Here is an 18,688-nt window from a genome sequence, read left to right on the forward strand (position 1 = left end):
AGTTTCAAGTTTGAATCAACCTGAACCTGCAACATGAAACGTGGAACATGAAACAAATTTCATGGAGACAACTGATTTATTAAAGAAAGTACGGAAGATTGAGATTAAAACACGTGGTTTGTCGCGCAATATTTTTGCCGGCGAGTACCATAGTGCTTTTAAAGGGCGCGGTATGGCCTTCTCCGAAGTGCGCGAGTACCAGTTTGGCGACGACATTCGTAACATCGACTGGAACGTTACCGCCCGCTACAGCCATCCCTACGTGAAAGTATTTGAAGAGGAACGCGAACTCACCGTGATGTTGCTGATTGATGTAAGTGGCTCGCGCGATTTTGGATCGTTTGAAAAGCTGAAGAAAAATGTAATAACAGAACTGTCTGCTGTGCTTTCGTTTTCGGCGATTCAAAACAACGACAAAATCGGGGTGATCTTCTTTTCGGATAAGATTGAGAAATTTATTCCGCCGAAAAAAGGGAAGAGCCACATTTTACGCATCATTCGCGAGTTGATCGACTTTCACCCGGAAAGTAACGGCACCGACATTACCGAGGCTGTTCGTTACATGACCAACGCCATTAAAAAACGCTGTACGGCTTTTATTATTTCCGACTTTATGGACGATAATAAAGATCTGGATATGGCACTTTCAATCGCCAACAACAAGCACGATATGGTCGCGCTGAACATTTACGACGAGCGCGAAACGGAACTGCCATCCATTGGAATGATAAAGTTAAAAGATGCTGAAAAAGGCAACTACGTTTGGGTTGACAGCAGCTCGCGGAAAACGCGGAAACTTTATGCCGACTGGTGGATAAAACACATGGGAAGGCTGGATGTGATGTTCAAAAAAAGCGGTGTTGATTATGTATCGATAAACACCAACGAAGACTATGTAAAATCGTTAATGTCACTGTTTAAAAAACGGGCATTAAAATAGAGAAGCATGCAATTGAAAAGAGATATTTTAAAGAGTAACAAAGCACAGTTCGACTCCGCTCACTGTGACTGTCATCCTGAGCGAATTCGTCCCGATCGTAGCATCGGGAGTCGAAGGGTGATTAACACCGGAGTTATGCTGTTGTTTATTACCCTGTTTTTGTTTGCAGGAACAACGCAGGCACAGCAAATAAAAGCCACTGCCAGCCTCGATTCTGCAAATATTCTGATTGGCGACCAGGTAAAACTTTTCCTGGAAATAGATCATCCGAAAGATGTAGACGTACAGTTTCCGGCGGTTCCGGATACAATAAACAGTCTGATTGAAGTGATCAGCCGTTCGGCTGTCGACACTTTTGAGCTGGACGATGAAACGCTAATGAAACAAATTCAGGCCTACACCATTACCAGTTTCGACAGCGGAAGTTACCGTATTCCGCCCTATTGGTTTCAAATCAACGTCGACGGAACGATCGATTCTATTCCGAGCAACGGTGTAACACTGAATGTTTATACCATGCAGATTGACACTACAAAGGGTCCGACAGATATTAAAATGCCATATGGCGCTCCGCTAACGCTAAAAGAAGTTACGCCTTACATCTTGGGAGTGATTCTTATCGGTGCTATCATTTTCTTCCTGTTGTATTCGATCAAACGGAAGAAAAACAACAAGCCGATATTTGCGCGTCCGGAGAAGCCAAAAGAACCGGCGCACATTATTGCCTTACGCGAACTGGATCGTATTAAAACGGAAAAAGTGTGGCAGAAAGGCAAAACAAAACAATATTACAGCGAACTTACCGACGCATTGCGCGAATACATTGAAGATCGTTTTGCTATTCGGGCAATGGAGCAAACCACCGACGAAACCATTGAAAGTTTCCGTTCGCAAAAAGGATTGGTTAGCGATAAAAACTTTACCAATCTTACCCAATTGCTGCAAATGGCCGACCTGGTAAAATTTGCCAAATATCAGCCGCTGCCCGACGACGATAATCTGTCGCTGGTAAATGCCTACTTCTTTGTTAACGACACAAAGAAAGAGGAACAGAAAAAGGCTGAAAACAAAGCCGAAGATGATGAAAATGTTGAAGAAGTTGTGATAAAATAGAAAGAGATGTTTGAAGGATTAATATTTAAAAACCCCGAGCTGTTCCACATTTTATGGGTACTCATTCCCATGGTGGCGTGGTATGTGTTCAGGCAGAAAAAAAATACCGCAAGCATCCAGGTTTCATCCACAGCTTCGGTAATAAGAGCTCCAAAAACGATCCGACATTATTTGCGCCATTTGGTGTTTGTTTGCCTGTTAATTGCGATCAGTTTTTTTGTGGTTGTATTGGCTCGTCCGCAATCGTCGAAAAACTGGGAGACCAGCGAAACAGAAGGTATCGACATAGTTATTGCGCTCGATATTTCAAGCTCGATGCTGGCTCAGGATTTTCAACCCGACCGCTTGGAGGCTGCAAAAAATGTGGCAATGGAGTTCATTTCGGGACGTGAATACGACCGCATGGGACTTGTGGTTTTTGCCGGCGAGGCATTTACGCAATGTCCGCTAACGACCGACCGCGCCGTGTTGCTCAACCTGTTTAAAGACATTGAAAGTGGCATGATAGAAGATGGAACTGCAATCGGAAACGGACTGGCAACATCGGTTGCCCGCCTGAAAGACAGCGAAGCCATCAGCCGCGTGGTAATTCTGCTTACCGACGGAGAAAACAACCGCGGTGAAGTTGCTCCAGTAACAGCTGCAGAAATTGCCAAAACATTTGGCATTCGTGTTTACACAGTTGGTGTGGGAAGCATCGGAACGGCGCCCTACCCTGTGCAAACACAGTTTGGCGTTCAGTTGCGTGACATGCCGGTAAAAATTGACGAAGAGACCTTGCAGGAAATATCATCGATTACCGACGGACAATATTTCAGAGCAACCAGTAATACTAAGCTCGAAGAGATTTATAAAGAAATTGACGCATTGGAAAAATCGAAAATTGAAGTGCGCGAATTCAGCCGCAAGTCGGAAGAGTTTATGCCTTTTGCCTTGCTTGGTGCACTGTTTTTGATTGTGAGTTTATTCCTGCGTTTAACCATTTTTAGAAGTATCCCATAAGTTGATTGAGTATGGAAATGTTTAGATTTGGAAATATTGAATATTTATGGGGATTGCTAATAATTCCGCTGTTGGCAGTGTTTTTTGTGTGGTCGCGCATTTCGCGCCGCCGTGCATTAAAAAAGTTTGGTCAGCAGGAAATCCTTGGGCAACTGATGCCTTACAGCTCAGGCAATCGCCCTGTTATTAAGTTTTTCATCCTGATGTTGGCGCTGGCATTCTTTATTGTTGGTATCGCCCGCCCGCAGTTCGGTTCGAAATTAAAAACCGAAAAACGCGAAGGTGTTGAGCTGATGATCGCGTTGGACGTGTCGAACAGTATGATGGCCGAAGATATTCAGCCCAACCGTTTGGAACGGGCAAAAAGAGCAATTTCACGCCTGGTTGATCGTTTAAAAGACGACAAGATCGGACTGATCGTTTTTGCCGGCGATGCCTATACGCAGCTACCAATTACCACCGATTACAATTCAGCTAAACTGTTTTTGAATTCGGTGAATACGCAAATCGTTCCGAAACAGGGAACGGCGATTGGAGCGGCCATTGATTTGGCACGAAAATCGTTTACGCCAAACGGTGAGGCCAATAAAGCGATCATTATCATCACCGATGGAGAAAACCATGAAGACGATGCACTGGCATCAGCACAGGCAGCCTTGGACGAAGGAGCAATTGTACATACCATCGGAATGGGATTACCGTCAGGATCGCCAATTCCGGTGTTACGCAACGGGCAAACGGATTATTTGAAAGACCGCGACGGAAACGTGGTAGTAACCAAGTTAAATGAACAAATGCTGGAGCAGATTGCTGCTACCGGAGGTGGAATTTATGTACGCGCCAATAATGCACAAGTGGGATTAAATGCCCTTTTTGATGAAATAAATAAAATGGAAAAACAGGAATTGGAAACACGTTCGTATTCAGAGTACGACGACCAGTTCCAGTATTTCTTTGCTGTGGGATTGTTTTTGCTCTTGCTGGAGTTTGTAATTCTTGAACGCAAAAACAAGTATTTGAAGCGAATTAAGTTATTTGGATAACACGTTACAGGTTACTGGATGCAGGTTAAAAGATTGAGAAGAACCTGCAACGTGTAACTTGCAACCTGAAACGATTTTAAGATGAGACGAATATATTTCATACTATTTCTGCTAACGGTTTCCGGAATTGTTTTCGGGCAAAACGAACGGAAATTTGTACGCAACGGTAACAAGTTGTTTATGGAAGCCGTGCGAGACACCATGAAGGTTGACACCGTAAAATACATTAATGCAGAAACAGAGTATCGCAAGGCGCTGGAAAAACGTCCTGAAGATTTGAAGTGGAATTACAACCTGGCAGATGCTTTGTATAAACAGCAAAAATTCGAGGATGCCGAAGGGAAATTCACAGAACTAGCGGAGAAAATGGAAGAACCTGTTGAGCGTGCCCGTGTTAATCACAACCTGGGAAATACACAGCTGATGCAGGAAAAGCTGGATGAAAGTATCGAATCGTACAAAAAGGCACTGCGTGAAAATCCCGACGATTTGGAGACAAAATACAACCTGGCCTATGCCCAAATGCTGAAAAAGAAAAAAGAGCAGCAAGATAAACAAAATAAAGATCAGAACAAGGATCAGGATAAAGACCAAAATAAGGACCAGAACAAAGATCAAAACCAGGACAAAAACGATCAGAATAAGGACAAGCAGGATCAAAACAAAGAGCAGAACAAGGATCAGCAAGACCAGAATAAAGATCAGAATCAGCAAAATCAGGATCAGAACAAAGACCAAAATAAAGATCAGCAGCAGAAACAACAACCTCAGCAAAATAAAATATCGAAACAGGATGCTGAGCAACTGTTGCAGGCTTTACAAAATGACGAGCGCGACATTCAGAACAAGGTAAAAAAAGCGAAAGCTGCCAAAGCCAAACGTACGCGATCGGAGAAAGAATGGTAGTTGGAAAGATGAACGATTAAGGATAAAGGATTAATGATGAAAGATTAATTATTTGGGATTAATCGGATACAAAAAGAAGCAATTAAACAAAAACAATAATTTTGTAGGCTTTGATACAATGATGAAGAAACTCGTAATATATATTTTTCTTTTTTGCACGGTGATTGCAGCCCGGGCCGAACAAACACGTTTTACCATGTCGGCACCAAGCGCCGTTGAAATGGGACAACAATTCAGACTGAGCTTCCAACTTAACGACAGGGGAACAAACCTGCAGCTTCCTCCGGGATTAAGCGACAATTTCCAGATTCTGATGGGGCCAAGTACCGGACAGTCAACAAGCATCCAAACCATTAACGGGAAAACAACTTCGGAAGTAACGTTTTCCTACACCTATATTTTGCGCGCCAAAGCAGAGGGAACTTTCGAAATCCGCCCGGGATCGATAGAAGTAAACGGCAAGGTTTTCGAATCCAATTCCTTGGCTATCCAGGTGGTGAAGGCACAGGCTCAATCAAGTCAGTCGCAGGGAGGCGCAACGCAGCAAGATCAAGGCACAGCGCAAAATGTGGACCTTGACAAAGACAACCTTTTTGTACGCGTTGATTTAAGCAAACGAAATGTTTACCGGGGCGAGCAAATAATTGCCACCGTAAAATTGTATGTCAACCCGAATGTGCCGATCCATGGTTTCGACGAAGTAAACCTGCCGACTTACGAAGGCTTTTACACTCAGGACATTGATATTCCGCAACAGATTAATTTCACCCGGGAGGTGTACAACGATAAAATTTACCAGGTTGGAGTACTGAAAAAAACCATCCTTTTCCCACAACAAAACGGACGATTGACAATCGATCCTTTTAGCATGGCGCTGTTGATTCGCCAGCGGGTAAAAGCGCGTAGTTTCTTCGATGACTTTTTCGACAATTACCGCACTGTAAAAGCACGCGTTACCAGCGATGCGGTTTCGGTGAATGTTAAAAACCTGCCTACCGAACCGGCCAATTTTATGGGCGGTGTGGGTAACTTTAATGTGTCGTCAGACATTAGCAGTACCAATGTAACCACCAACGACGCAGTTACGCTTACCATGAAAATCACCGGTAACGGAAATATCCGCCTGGTACGATCTCCGGAGTTGGAGCTGCCAAGCGATTTTGAAGTGTACGACCCACGCGCTACCGATAATGTAAATGCCAACGACAATGGTGTTTCAGGAACGAAGACCATCGAGTACCTGTTCCAGCCGCGTTTTGAGGGCGATTATGAAATTCCGCCGATCAAGTTTGCTTACTTCAATCCTTCAACAGGAAAGTATGTAACTAAATCAACAGAGGCCTACACACTGCATGTTGAGAAAGGAACAGAAGAGCAATCAACTACTGTAATAAGTTCACGACGCAAAGAAGACTTACAGCTGATCGGACAGGATATCCGTTTTATCAAATCGGGGAAACCAATGTTGCAGGTAAAAGGACATACCTTTTATGGAAGCACCATCTTTTATCTGATCTACCTGATTACGGCAGTGCTGTTTGTGGTGTTGTATTTTGTATATCGTAAAAAGGCCCGCGAAAATGCCAACATTGCACTTGTTCGAAATAAAAAAGCCAACCGCATTGCCGTAAAACGTTTGAAAGCGGCTGCCGGTTATATGAAACAAAACAACAACGAAGCCTTCCACGAAGCGATTTTAAAAGCATTCTGGGGTTACCTGAGCGACAAACTTGGAATTCCGGTTGCCGACCTTAACCGCGAAACAGCATTGGCAAAACTGCAGGACAGAAATGTTGCCGAAGAAGTGATTAAAGACTTTGAAGAAGTTGTTGACCAGTGCGAATTTGCACGTTACGCTCCGGCCGGAGGATCAGAAGCACGTCATGATTTGTATAAGAAGGCTGAGACCACAATGAGCCGTTTTGAAAAACAAATTAAACGCTAGAACGATGAGAAAGATTATAATATTCATACTACTTATAGCTCCGTTTTTTGGTTTCGCACAGGAAACAAATGAGCAACTTTGGGAGAAAGCGAACGCTTATTACACCACCGAAGAATACCAGCAGGCCGTTTCTACTTACGAGCAAATTTTAGCCACAGGTGAAGAGTCGGCAAAAGTATATTTCAACCTGGGTAATGCCTATTTTAAAACCGGCGATATCAATAACGCCATTTTAAACTTCGAGCGTGCCAAAGTGCTGGCTCCGCACGATGAAGACATTGCATTTAACCTGCAGGTGGCCAACCAGTATGTGGTTACACAAATTGAAGAATTACCAAAGCCTTTTTTCCTGCGTTGGAAAGATTCGGTGATCAATAAATACCCAACCGATACCTGGGCTTACATTAGCATTGTAACTTTTGTGCTGTTTTTGCTGCTTCTTGGTGCATTCTTATTTAGCAAATCGGTTGCTTTAAAACGCCTCTCGTTTTGGATTGGAATATTCTCGGTGCTTTTGTCCGTTTTTGCAGTCTCGCATGCAGCACAACAAAAAGCGAAGATCAATAACCGGAAAACTGCCATCGTTTTTTGCCCGCGTGTCACTGTAAAAAGTTCGCCAAGCGAAAGCGGTACCGACTTGTTCCTGATTTACGAAGGATTAAAGCTGGAAATTACCGATCAGCTCGACAAATGGACAGAAATTAAACTGGCCGACGGTAATAAGGGATGGCTGCCTGATTCTTGTATTGTTAGAATCTAAAACAACAAAATCAAATCCAGCGGATTTGAATATTTATAGAAACCATGTTATTTGAAGAAGGTTCGACTCCGGCAGGAGTCGCATATTGAAACACCATGGAATTTTCTATAAATATGTGATGCCGCCGGCATCCGGAAGAACACATTTTCGTTTAGCCAGAATCCCTAATCAACCAAAGGTTCCATTTCATCTCAAGAAATAAAATTTCGTATGTTTTACGGCATTCTAGATTATTAAAAACACGCTGTAAAACACCTCGAAAATGGTCAATATCCACCTCCACTATGTGACTAATGTTACAATGTTTTTCATAAGAAAAAGGTTAATTTATAGAAACTATCAACAACCTTAAGACCTTATGAATAAAATATTACATTTCCATAAGCAGCTCTTGGAATGAGCTCGACTTTCTTCCCATCCTACCCGATATTTTTTCACTTGACTGGAATAGCAATTATTTCGTACCTTAATTATATTAAATTTAACTAAAGAACGATAGTAAAATTCTATCGCCTTTCAGTCAACTTTTTACAACGTTTATTGTTAGTAAAAACGAATTAATACGCCGACAATATTAAAAAAAACTAAATTTCTTATGTTTGATTTAGACCTAGTAAAAAAAGTGTATTCAGAACTTCCTGAGAAGGTAAAAAAAGCCAAAGGGCTTCTGAATAAGCCGATGACGTACGCAGAAAAAATTCTTTATTCTCACCTGTTTGCAGCGCAGGAATTAGCTGCTTTCGGACGTGGAATCGATTATGTTGATTTTGCACCCGATCGTGTAGCCATGCAGGACGCCACTGCGCAGATGGCTTTACTCCAATTTATTAACTCCGGAAAAAAACAAACGGCGGTTCCGTCAACTGTACATTGCGATCACCTGATTCAGGCGCAGGTTGAAGGAAAAACCGATTTGGGCGTGGCAAAAAGTGCAAACGCTGAAGTTTACGACTTTCTGGAATCCGTTTCGAATAAATACGGAATAGGTTTTTGGAAACCGGGAGCCGGTATTATTCACCAGGTTGTTCTGGAAAATTATGCCTTCCCGGGTGGAATGATGATCGGAACCGACTCGCACACTGTTAACGCGGGTGGTCTGGGAATGGTTGCCATTGGAGTTGGTGGTGCCGATGCCGTTGATGTGATGGCAGGAATGGCCTGGGAGCTAAAGATGCCAAAAATGATCGGTGTTAAGCTTACCGGAAAATTGAGTGGCTGGGCCGCTCCAAAGGATGTTATTCTGAAAGTGGCCGGAATACTGACCGTAAAAGGTGGAACCGGTGCTATTATCGAATACTTTGGAGAAGGTGCCAAATCGCTTTCAGCAACGGGTAAAGGAACCATCTGTAACATGGGTGCAGAAGTGGGTGCTACCACAAGTATTTTTGCATACGACGAAAGTATGGAGCGTTATTTACGCGCTACAGGCCGTGCAGAAGTTGCTGATGCAGCGAACGACGTAAAAGAGTACCTCGATGCCGATGCAGAAGTATATGCAAATCCTGAAAAATATTACGACGAATTGATCGAAATAAATCTTTCGGAATTAGAGCCACATGTAAACGGGCCTTTTACTCCCGACCGTGCAACTCCTATTTCGCAAATGAAAGAAGAAGCCACAGCCAACGGATGGCCAATGGAAGTTTCAGTAGGTTTGATCGGTAGTTGTACCAACTCATCATACGAAGATATTTCGCGTGCTGCTTCGATTGCCAAACAAGCCGAAGAAAAAGGATTGGTTACCCAGGCAGAATTTACCATTACGCCGGGATCGGAGCAGGTACGTTACACCATCGAAAGAGATGGTTTTATAGATACATTCGAGAAAATTGGAGGTAAAGTTTTTGCCAATGCCTGCGGGCCTTGTATCGGTCAGTGGTCACGCCCCGGTGCCGAAAAGGGAGAAAAAAATACGATTGTACACTCGTTCAACCGTAACTTCTCGAAACGTGCCGACGGTAACCCAAATACCCACGCTTTTGTAACATCGCCCGAGCTGGTAACAGCACTGGCAATTGCAGGACGTCTTGATTTTAATCCGGCAACAGATACATTAACCAACAATAACGGAGAAGAAGTAAAACTCGACCTGCCAACAGGTGAAGAACTTCCAACCAAAGGTTTTGCTGTAGAAGATCCTGGATTCCAGGCGCCGGCAGCCGACGGTTCAAATGTTGTGGTAAATGTTGCCGACGACTCAAAACGTCTGCAACTGTTGTATCCGTTTGAAGCCTGGGACGGTAAAAATATTTCGGGCGCAAAATTATTGATCAAAGCACAGGGAAAATGTACCACCGACCACATCTCGATGGCCGGACCGTGGTTACGTTTCCGTGGTCATCTCGATAATATTTCGAATAACATGCTGATTGGTGCCGTTAACGCGTTTAACGAAGAAACCAACAAAGTGAAAAACCAGCTTACCGGCGAGTACGATGCAGTTCCTGCCGTTCAGCGCCATTATAAAGCCGAGGGAATTCCAACGGTGGTAATTGGCGACCAGAACTACGGTGAAGGATCGTCGCGTGAGCACGCTGCTATGGAGCCTCGTCATTTGGGTGTAAAAGCCGTAATCGTAAAATCGTTTGCACGTATCCACGAAACAAACCTGAAAAAACAGGGAATGTTAGGATTAACTTTTGATAATGAAAACGACTACGACCTGATCCAGGAAAACGATTCCTTCAACTTTGTTGACCTGGTTGATTTTGCTCCGGGCAAACAACTTACGCTTGAAGTGGTACATGCCGATGGATCTTCCGATACCATCAAATTGAACCACACCTACAACGCGCAACAGATTGAATGGTTTAAAGCCGGTTCGGCGCTGAATTTGATCAAACAACAAAACGCGTGATAACCATTAAATTGAAAAATTCGGCGTTGTTTCACAAATTTGAAATCCTCGCTTACCAAAGTAAGTTCCGGTATTCAAATTAGTTCACGCCTTGAATTTTCCTATTTCAATGATCATCACAATTGAGTACAAAATATGATTAACCCCGGGCTTCAGCCCGGGGACTATAAACAAACATAACGAAAGGCGAATCCGGTTCAGTACAAAAGAAAGTAAAGCCAACTATTCGCCGCAAGATCAGAACATCACATAAAATAATTATAACCAGTAAATTAATTAATACGACCATGCAGAAGATTAAAGTACAAAATCCGGTAGTAGAGCTCGACGGTGATGAGATGACCCGGGTAATTTGGGATTTCATCAAACAAAAACTCATCCTTCCTTATCTTGATATCGAGTTGAAATATTACGATTTGGGAATGGAAAGTCGCGATGCTACCGACGACCAAATAACGATAGACGCAGCCCATGCCATCCAAAAATATGGTGTTGGGGTAAAATGTGCCACCATCACTCCCGACGAAGCCCGTGTGGAAGAATTCGATTTGAAAAAGATGTGGAAGTCGCCAAACGGAACCATCCGTAATATTTTAGGTGGAACCGTATTCCGCGAGCCGATCATGATCTCGAATATTCCGCGTTTGGTACCGGGTTGGAAACAGCCAATTTGTATCGGTCGTCACGCTTTTGGCGACCAGTATCGCGCTACCGATTTCCTTACCAAAGGAAAAGGAAAACTTACCTTAACATTTACACCTGAAGACGGTAGCGAACCCGTTTCGCACGAAGTTTTCGATTTTGAAGGAAACGGACTGGCTATGGCCATGTACAACACCGACGAATCAATCATCGGATTTGCTCATTCATGTATGAATCAGGCGCTTGACAAGGGCTGGCCTTTGTACATGTCAACTAAAAATACTATCTTAAAAGCCTACGACGGTCGCTTTAAAGACCTTTTCCAGATGGTGTATGAAAATGATTACAGAGAAAAATTTGAAGCCAAAGGTATTTGGTACGAACACCGTTTAATCGACGATATGGTAGCTGCCGCCCTGAAGTGGGAAGGCGGATTTGTTTGGGCTTGTAAAAACTACGACGGCGATGTACAAAGCGACACCGTAGCGCAAGGTTTTGGTTCGTTGGGATTAATGACCTCAACATTGGTTACTCCTGATGGAAAAACCATGGAAGCCGAAGCAGCTCACGGAACGGTAACACGTCACTATCGACAGCACCAGCAGGGAAAACCAACATCAACAAATCCAATTGCATCGATTTTTGCATGGACACGAGGTTTGGCTTTCCGTGGCAAACTGGATGACAACCAGGAATTGATAAACTTTTCGCATGCGTTGGAACAGGTTTGTATTGAAACCGTAGAATCAGGGAAAATGACAAAAGACCTGGCATTGATCGTTCACGGAAAAGCATTGGAGGAAGCTCATTATTTAACTACAGAGCAGTTTTTGGAAGCGTTGGACGAAAATTTACAGGCAAAGTTGAATTAACTGTCATTTCGAACGCAGAGAGAAATCTGTTTCATTAGCTCTTTGAAGCTACAGATTTCTCAGTCGTTACCTCCTTCGAAATGACAATGAAAAATAAAATATGACAGAAAAAACCAAAATAATCAACGGGAAGCTGGTAGTGCCGGATTATCCAACCATTCCGTTTATTGAAGGCGACGGAATCGGAAAGGACATTAGCGGCCCTTCTCAACGGGTGATCGATGCTGCCGTGGCAAAAGCTTACGGCGAGAGCAAAAAGATCACATGGAAAGAAGTGCTGGCCGGAGAAAAGGCTTACCACGAAACCGGAAGTTACCTGCCCGACGAAACGATCGAAGCGTTTAAAGAATACCTCATCGGTATAAAAGGCCCGCTGCAAACACCTGTTGGTGGCGGAATACGTTCGCTGAACGTGGCCTTGCGCCAAACGCTCGATTTGTACGTTTGTGTGCGTCCGGTGCGTTGGTTCAAAGGGGTGCCCTCGCCTATCCGTTACCCGTCGATGGTGGACATGCACATTTTCCGCGAAAACACCGAAGACATTTATGCCGGTATCGAATACATGATGGGCGAAGAAGAAACGAAAAAGTTCCGCGATTTCCTCATCAACGAAATGGGTGTAGAACAGGTTCGTTTTCCAGAGTCGTCGTCGTTTGGCGTAAAACCCATATCGAAAGACGGATCGGAGCGTTTAACACGCGCGGCTATCGAATATGCCATCGACCGACAGTTGCCATCGGTTACCATCGTTCATAAAGGAAACATTATGAAATTTACCGAGGGTGCCTTTAAAAACTGGAGCTACGATCTGGCAGAAAATGAATTCGGCGAACAGACTTTTACCTGGCGACAGTACGAAGCCCTGAAAAAGGACAAAGGCGAACTGGATGCCAACAAAGCACTGGAAGAAGCTAAAAAAGCCGGAAAAGTGATCGTAAAAGATTGTATCACCGATGCCTTTTTGCAGGAGTCGTTGTTGCACCCGTGGGATCACTCCGTAATTGCTACCATGAACCTGAACGGCGATTACGTGTCCGATCAGCTGGCAGCAATGGTGGGCGGAATCGGAATTTCACCCGGAGCCAACATTAACTACCAAAGTGGTTACGCCATTTTTGAAGCTACACACGGAACGGCACCAAATATTGCAGGAACCGGAAAAGCCAACCCGGGATCGTTGATCCTGTCGGCGGTAATGATGCTGGAATATATGGGATGGACCGAAGCTGCCGAACATGTTTACGACGCACTGGAACACGTATTTGCAAAACGTAAAGTTACCAGCGATCTGCATGCGCAAATGGAAGGAGCTACACTGCTGTCGACTTCGGAGTTTGCCGATGCCATAATTAAAAATATGCATTAACGACATGTCATTTCGACAACGCAGGAGGAGAAATCTCTAACAAAGTAGCACTAACGCTACAGATTTATCGCTCAGCTCATTCGAAATGACAGTTTTAAAAGAAAAGTTTAATAATCAATACCAATAACAGATGGAATACATTAAGTACAGATTTTACCAGAAAGCGAATAAATGCGCGAAAGAGTTCCAGAGACTCAAAAGTGAACATGCCGATGTGGTTCTCGGAGAAGTAAAACTCGGCCAGGTATTAACCGGAATGAAAGGTATACCTCTTTTGGTTACCGACACATCAAAACTCGACCCGGAAGAGGGAATCCGTTTTAAAGGATATACCATTCCTGAATTGCAGGAAAAACTTCCCAAAATAAATCCTGATGGCGAACCAATTCCTGAAGGACTGCTTTACCTGATGCTGATCGGCGAGATCCCATCGCAGGAAGATGCACTGAACCTGTCGAGAGACCTGGCAACACGTGCACACGTACCACAACATACTTTCGACGTTATCGATGCGATGCCAAAAACATCGAAGCCAATGACACAGTTCAGCGCTGCGATCCTTTCGATGGCAACCGAATCGACTTTCCAGAAAGCATACCGTGCAGGTGTAAACAAAAAATATTTCTGGGATGCCACTTACGAAGACGTAATGAACCTGATTGCACGTTTACCACGTATTGCAGCTTACATTTACCGTCGTCAGTTCCACAACGGCGACCACATTGAGCCAAACCCACGTTTAGACTGGGCAGGTAACCTGGCGCATATGATGGGTTTTGACTCGGAAGATATTCGTCGTTTGTTCCGTCTGTATATGATCATCCATGCCGACCACGAAGGTGGAAACGTATCGGCACACACAGCCCACCTGGTAGGTTCTGCTTTAAGTAATCCATACTACTGCTACGCTGCTGCAATGACTGGTTTGGCCGGACCATTACACGGACTGGCCAACCAAGATGTTATTTTCTGGATCTTCGAAATGATCGAGGAACTGGATACCGACACGCCTACCGACGAGCAGGTGGCTGAATACTGTAAAAAGACTTTGGAGAGTGGTCGTGTAATTCCGGGATACGGACACGCTGTATTGCGTAAAACCGACCCACGTTTTACCGCGCAACAGGAATTTGCCAACAAGTACATCAAAGACGATAAAATGATTAACCTGGCTAACCAGTTGTACCGCGTAGTTCCTCCAATCTTGGGTTCTGTTGGAAAGATCAAAAATCCATGGCCAAACGTTGATGCTTACAGTGGTTCGTTGCTGTACCACTACGGAATTAAGGAATACACTTTCTACACCGTAATGTTTGGTGTATCGCGTGCATTGGGAGTACTGGCATCGTTGGTTAACGACCGTATTTACGGTATGCCGATCGAGCGTCCGACTTCGCACCCGCTTAGCTGGTTTAAAGAACAAGCTGAAGGAAAAAAATCAGATTGCTAAAATTTGCAACGAGATATAATAAAGGAAGCCGGTTTTGCCGGCTTTTTTGTTTTTATGGTGCCAATATGTCGGTTTGGTTGGAACAAAGGTACCAATTACAGATCCACCAAAGAGGGAAAGGAAATTTCAAAGTTGCTATCCACTGTACTTGCCCTGCAAATATTTTCTATTCATGTTCTTCTAACATATTTTCTAAAGTCAATATTTCGTTTGAAATTTTTTGAATAGTACTATCATTTTCAATTTCGTATAAGTGCTTTTGGGGAATCCAGCTGATTGGGAATAACTTACCTTTTGAATCATAATCATCGATCATATATTTAAGAGTAATTCGATTACTTATGCCAAGTTTACCAGCTTGATAACCTTTTACAGTTCTATACTCTGAGGGATATTTCTTTGTTAAGCTCTGGTCTGTATTTGAGGTGCGGAACAAAAATTCCTTTTGCTTTATTTTATCGTTTTCATAAAGACTTAAAGCTTGCTTATAATTGTCATCGTGTTCCTTTTTGAAGTTAACCCAGTCGACACTAGCATTCTCGAAATCGTCTCTCAGTCTGTTTAAATCCGGAATACTATCCCAGTATGTTTGCACGTGATCCCAATCTAAATATCCAAGCCGCGGAATTTCTCCCGTTTGTTCTATAACTTCCAAATACTTCGACACAACCAAATGATTGTATTCAATAGTAAGTTGTTTCAGGTTAGTATTTATTTCATCGGCTGATAATTCTGGTGAACTAATAGTTTTTTGTGTAATTGATTCCTTTGTTTTACAACCACCAAAAACCAATAATGTAAAGATTAGGAGTACGATGCTTTGTTTCATAGATTTTTTATTATGTGCTTTGAACTAACATGTTATAACGACTTGTAAATAGTCGATGCTGCTAATTCAGGGTGCGAATTGAACGGTTTAAATTTTAGTGGTTTAAATGTACCTATATTATGTTTAAAAAGCAAAACCAAACAAAATCCGGCGGATTAGGTGGCTTGCTCGTCCTCTTTTTTTAAAAGGAGGTGTCCGTCAGTTGACGGACGGAGGATTCGATTGTTAAAACAAGTAACTGATCAGCCAATCCCCCTTTGATTCCCCCTTCGCCAAGGGGGACTAAGCAGCCGCGTCCTCCTTTTTTAAAGGAGATTGCTTCTCCCGATTCGTTTCTCTCATCGGTATCGCAATGACACATATATTATTGGTACAAGGCAGCGGACAGTCGTGAATCGTGCCGGGATGAATTAGTTCATTGCCCGCTGCCCTGTTCTACTACAGCACCTCGTCATTGCGAGCGAGGAACGAGAGAAGCAATCTCTGTCGCTGCCGCACGATTTTATCGTGTGGCTAATGCCTTATCTTAACCGACCATGCGATGGAATCCCTCGTCAGCAAAGGATTTCGCGCATTGGCAGCAAATTAATTCCTTAAGGAAGCAGAACAATTCCCTCGGGAAGAAAGATAATTCCTTTGGGAATAATAGATATTCCCTATAGAATCAAAGCAATTCCTTAGAGAATAACTATTGTTCCTGAAGGAAGAGGAGTAATTCCCTGTGTCAGAAATATAATTCCCTTTGGAATTATAGATATTCCCTAAGGCAGCAGGGCAATTCCTTAGAGAATCTCTATGATTCCTTAGGGAAGAATGACTATTCCCTGTTATTCCAGGATAAAAACAGCCGGAATGGGGTCGGATTGCTTCTCCCGATTCGTTTCACTCACCGGTATCGCAATGACACATATATTATAGGTACAAGGCAGCGGACAGTCGTGAATCGTGCCGGGATGAATTAGTTCATTGCCCGCTGCCCTGTTCTACTACAGCACATCGTCATTGCGATCCGTCAACTGACGGAGAAGCAATCTGGCTTTAGCCGCGTCCTCCTTTTTTTAAAGAGCCTGTCCCGATTGTTGCATCGGGAGGCGCGAGCGGGGATACCATTTTTATTTTGTCCGGTATTTGGTTTCTTATTGCTTTAAAAATATTAGTTTTTATGAAAGCAATCGGGCTACCAGGCAAATCAATAATTATCAGACACTTAGTTATTTCCTTTATCCTGTCTAATAGTCTTTTTTATTAAATAGTAACCTAAAGAAATAGCTGCAACCAGCGCTGAAATTGCAATAATAGTCAATGGTTCTTCCTTACTGTAATCAAGAACTATTACTTTTCGGGCAACAGCAATAAGACTCACCAGGAGAATCACTTCTCCATGAAAGACATTCTCCTTTAAGTATAATTTTACTGTTTCAAATAATTCTAAACCAATTAATACGGTTAAAAAGAAACCAAAAATGTCCAATAATCCATCGATATTAATAATAGCACCATTTGACATATTTGGATTTGTAAGCTCATGTATAATAACAATACCTACCTCAACTGCAGAAATAATAAGCACAATAACCATAAATACGATTAAGATTATAATTATTATCCTTTCTGCGATATTTATTATTTTTTGGAATACATTCATAAGTTGTCGTTAAAGTTCTACACTATATTTAAAAGTGTTCTTATTTATTTTGTTTGTAATGTTCTCTGATTTAAGGCTTAATTCTTCTATATATCCGTATCTGTTTTTAGCGACTGCATATACATGATGATTACAGTACATACATGTAGTTGGTGCTTAAATCCAATAGTTGGGTTCAATTTCAACGGCTTAACCATTTAGTAGCTTAAATTTAGCCATCTTATGTTTAAAAAGCAACACCAACAAAATTCGGTGGATTAGATTGCAGTGCAAATTATGAAACATTACCCCTTTGGCTGTAGCCATTTCCCCTCGCGAGGGGAAACAGCTGTAAAGTTCGGTCGGCAACTTTGATGAAGTGCTTACAGATTGCTTCTCCCGATTCGTTTCACTCACCGGTATCGCAATGACACATTTAGTTACAATATCAGGCAGCGGACAGAAGTGAGTCGTGCCGCAATGAATTAGTTCATTGTCCGCTGCCCTATTCTACTACAGCACATCGTCATTGCGATCCGTCAACTGACGGAGAAGCAATCTCTTCACAATTGCGGTGCAAGCGACTAACAAGCCCGAACAACGACCCCAATTGCACCGCATTATTCGCTGCGCTCATTACCCCGCCTTAAAAGACGGGGCTACAGACATTTCACCCCTCCGGGGTTAGCTTCGCTTCCGTAATCTATGGATGAAAAAGTCCCGTTAGGGACGATAAACCGGTAAAACAAAACGTAAACACAAGTCAAAGTCCCGGCGGGACGACACCAGGGAGATTCGACACCACCTCCCGCCCCGACTCGTCGGGGCGTACTCCTCCTGGAAGGAGGAGAAACGTTCATGCTACAAATATTACCTAATCTACAAAACCGATCGACTAAAAGCCCAATTTCCCCTCCAAGAAATCAACTATTCCTTATTGTTTCCCCCAATTGGGGGAAATGTCAGAGTAAGGCTTGTGTGCTGGCCAACAATGGGGGTTCAGGAGGGGGGTACCGCGTTTACAGCGGTGGGGTGGTATAATTTGCAACTGCGAGCAAGGAACAAGAGAAGCAATCTCACAAATCCCCGTCAACAAAGGAGTTCAGCCCTTTTCGGTGTAATAATCCCCTTGGGGAGAACGATTATTACTGAGGTAATAAGGATAATTACCTTGGGGATAATAGATATTTCCTAAGTAATAAGAGCAATCCCTTAGGTAATCTCTATGATTCCCTTGGGTAGAAGAGCAATTACCAAGGGGAGAACGATAATTACCTTGGGGATAATAGATATTCCCTAAGTAACGGAAGCAATCCCTTAGGAAATATCTATGATTTCC

The 18,688-nt window shown here is 43.1% G+C and carries 13 protein-coding genes; 11 read left to right on the forward strand and 2 right to left on the reverse strand.

Annotated features, from left to right (window positions below):
• The first annotated feature begins 61 nt into the window (after nt 1-61).
• The 11 genes from SLH46_RS17985 to SLH46_RS18035 all read left to right on the forward strand — a co-directional run bounded on the left by SLH46_RS17985 (nt 62) and on the right by SLH46_RS18035 (nt 14,896).
• Nucleotides 62-940 carry a DUF58 domain-containing protein gene (locus SLH46_RS17985; RefSeq protein WP_320282603.1) on the forward strand — a complete coding sequence of 293 codons (879 nt, stop codon included), beginning with the start codon at nt 62-64 and terminating at the stop codon, nt 938-940.
• A gap of 6 nt (nt 941-946) precedes the next feature.
• Nucleotides 947-2,053 carry a hypothetical protein gene (locus SLH46_RS17990; RefSeq protein WP_320282604.1) on the forward strand — a complete coding sequence of 369 codons (1,107 nt, stop codon included), beginning with the start codon at nt 947-949 and terminating at the stop codon, nt 2,051-2,053.
• A 6-nt stretch (nt 2,054-2,059) separates the two neighbouring features.
• The gene (locus SLH46_RS17995; RefSeq protein WP_320282605.1) at nt 2,060-3,055 is read left to right on the forward strand and encodes a vWA domain-containing protein; all 996 of its coding nucleotides are present in this window, start codon (nt 2,060-2,062) and stop codon (nt 3,053-3,055) included.
• Between the two features lie 11 nt (nt 3,056-3,066).
• Nucleotides 3,067-4,098 (forward strand): vWA domain-containing protein, encoded by a 1,032-nt coding sequence (locus SLH46_RS18000; RefSeq protein WP_320282606.1) that lies wholly within the window; start codon nt 3,067-3,069, stop codon nt 4,096-4,098.
• Nucleotides 4,099-4,179: 81 nt separating this feature from the next.
• A complete protein-coding gene (locus SLH46_RS18005) occupies nt 4,180-5,004 on the forward strand; it encodes a tetratricopeptide repeat protein (RefSeq protein WP_320282607.1) in 825 nt (274 codons plus the stop codon).
• Nucleotides 5,005-5,125: 121 nt separating this feature from the next.
• Nucleotides 5,126-6,949 carry a BatD family protein gene (locus tag SLH46_RS18010; protein ID WP_320282608.1) on the forward strand — a complete coding sequence of 608 codons (1,824 nt, stop codon included), beginning with the start codon at nt 5,126-5,128 and terminating at the stop codon, nt 6,947-6,949.
• Between the two features lie 4 nt (nt 6,950-6,953).
• Entirely contained in the window at nt 6,954-7,709 is a 756-nt protein-coding gene (locus SLH46_RS18015; protein ID WP_320282609.1) for a tetratricopeptide repeat protein, read from the forward strand.
• A gap of 595 nt (nt 7,710-8,304) precedes the next feature.
• Nucleotides 8,305-10,566, forward strand: coding sequence for an aconitate hydratase (locus SLH46_RS18020; RefSeq protein ID WP_320282610.1), 2,262 nt, complete (start codon nt 8,305-8,307; stop codon nt 10,564-10,566).
• Between the two features lie 287 nt (nt 10,567-10,853).
• Nucleotides 10,854-12,080, forward strand: a complete 1,227-nt coding sequence (locus SLH46_RS18025) for an isocitrate dehydrogenase (NADP(+)) (protein ID WP_320282611.1) — start codon at nt 10,854-10,856, stop codon at nt 12,078-12,080.
• Nucleotides 12,081-12,180: 100 nt separating this feature from the next.
• The gene (gene icd, locus SLH46_RS18030; protein ID WP_320282612.1) at nt 12,181-13,446 is read left to right on the forward strand and encodes an NADP-dependent isocitrate dehydrogenase; all 1,266 of its coding nucleotides are present in this window, start codon (nt 12,181-12,183) and stop codon (nt 13,444-13,446) included.
• Between the two features lie 130 nt (nt 13,447-13,576).
• Nucleotides 13,577-14,896: a citrate (Si)-synthase gene (locus SLH46_RS18035; RefSeq protein ID WP_320282613.1), complete on the forward strand. Its 1,320-nt coding sequence runs from the start codon at nt 13,577-13,579 to the stop codon at nt 14,894-14,896.
• A 166-nt stretch (nt 14,897-15,062) separates the two neighbouring features.
• Here the strand turns inward: SLH46_RS18035 and SLH46_RS18040 are convergent, their stop codons facing one another.
• Both SLH46_RS18040 and SLH46_RS18045 read right to left on the reverse strand, forming a co-directional pair.
• Nucleotides 15,063-15,725, reverse strand: coding sequence for a hypothetical protein (locus SLH46_RS18040; RefSeq protein WP_320282614.1), 663 nt, complete (start codon nt 15,723-15,725; stop codon nt 15,063-15,065).
• 1,207 nt (nt 15,726-16,932) lie between these two features.
• Nucleotides 16,933-17,370, reverse strand: a complete 438-nt coding sequence (locus tag SLH46_RS18045) for a phosphate-starvation-inducible PsiE family protein (protein ID WP_320282615.1) — start codon at nt 17,368-17,370, stop codon at nt 16,933-16,935.
• Between the last annotated feature and the right edge of the window lie 1,318 nt (nt 17,371-18,688).

The sequence above is a fragment of the Draconibacterium sp. IB214405 genome (assembly GCF_033963885.1).
Lineage (GTDB): Bacteria > Bacteroidota > Bacteroidia > Bacteroidales > Prolixibacteraceae > Draconibacterium.

Coding starts and splice junctions, on each gene's coding strand:
- SLH46_RS17985 (WP_320282603.1), top strand. CDS start 62: ATGGAGACAACTGATTTATTAAAGAAAGTACGGAAGATTGAGATTAAA.
- SLH46_RS17990 (WP_320282604.1), top strand. CDS start 947: ATGCAATTGAAAAGAGATATTTTAAAGAGTAACAAAGCACAGTTCGAC.
- SLH46_RS17995 (WP_320282605.1), top strand. CDS start 2,060: ATGTTTGAAGGATTAATATTTAAAAACCCCGAGCTGTTCCACATTTTA.
- SLH46_RS18000 (WP_320282606.1), top strand. CDS start 3,067: ATGGAAATGTTTAGATTTGGAAATATTGAATATTTATGGGGATTGCTA.
- SLH46_RS18005 (WP_320282607.1), top strand. CDS start 4,180: ATGAGACGAATATATTTCATACTATTTCTGCTAACGGTTTCCGGAATT.
- SLH46_RS18010 (WP_320282608.1), top strand. CDS start 5,126: ATGAAGAAACTCGTAATATATATTTTTCTTTTTTGCACGGTGATTGCA.
- SLH46_RS18015 (WP_320282609.1), top strand. CDS start 6,954: ATGAGAAAGATTATAATATTCATACTACTTATAGCTCCGTTTTTTGGT.
- SLH46_RS18020 (WP_320282610.1), top strand. CDS start 8,305: ATGTTTGATTTAGACCTAGTAAAAAAAGTGTATTCAGAACTTCCTGAG.
- SLH46_RS18025 (WP_320282611.1), top strand. CDS start 10,854: ATGCAGAAGATTAAAGTACAAAATCCGGTAGTAGAGCTCGACGGTGAT.
- icd (WP_320282612.1), top strand. CDS start 12,181: ATGACAGAAAAAACCAAAATAATCAACGGGAAGCTGGTAGTGCCGGAT.
- SLH46_RS18035 (WP_320282613.1), top strand. CDS start 13,577: ATGGAATACATTAAGTACAGATTTTACCAGAAAGCGAATAAATGCGCG.
- SLH46_RS18040 (WP_320282614.1), bottom strand. CDS start 15,725: ATGAAACAAAGCATCGTACTCCTAATCTTTACATTATTGGTTTTTGGT.
- SLH46_RS18045 (WP_320282615.1), bottom strand. CDS start 17,370: ATGAATGTATTCCAAAAAATAATAAATATCGCAGAAAGGATAATAATT.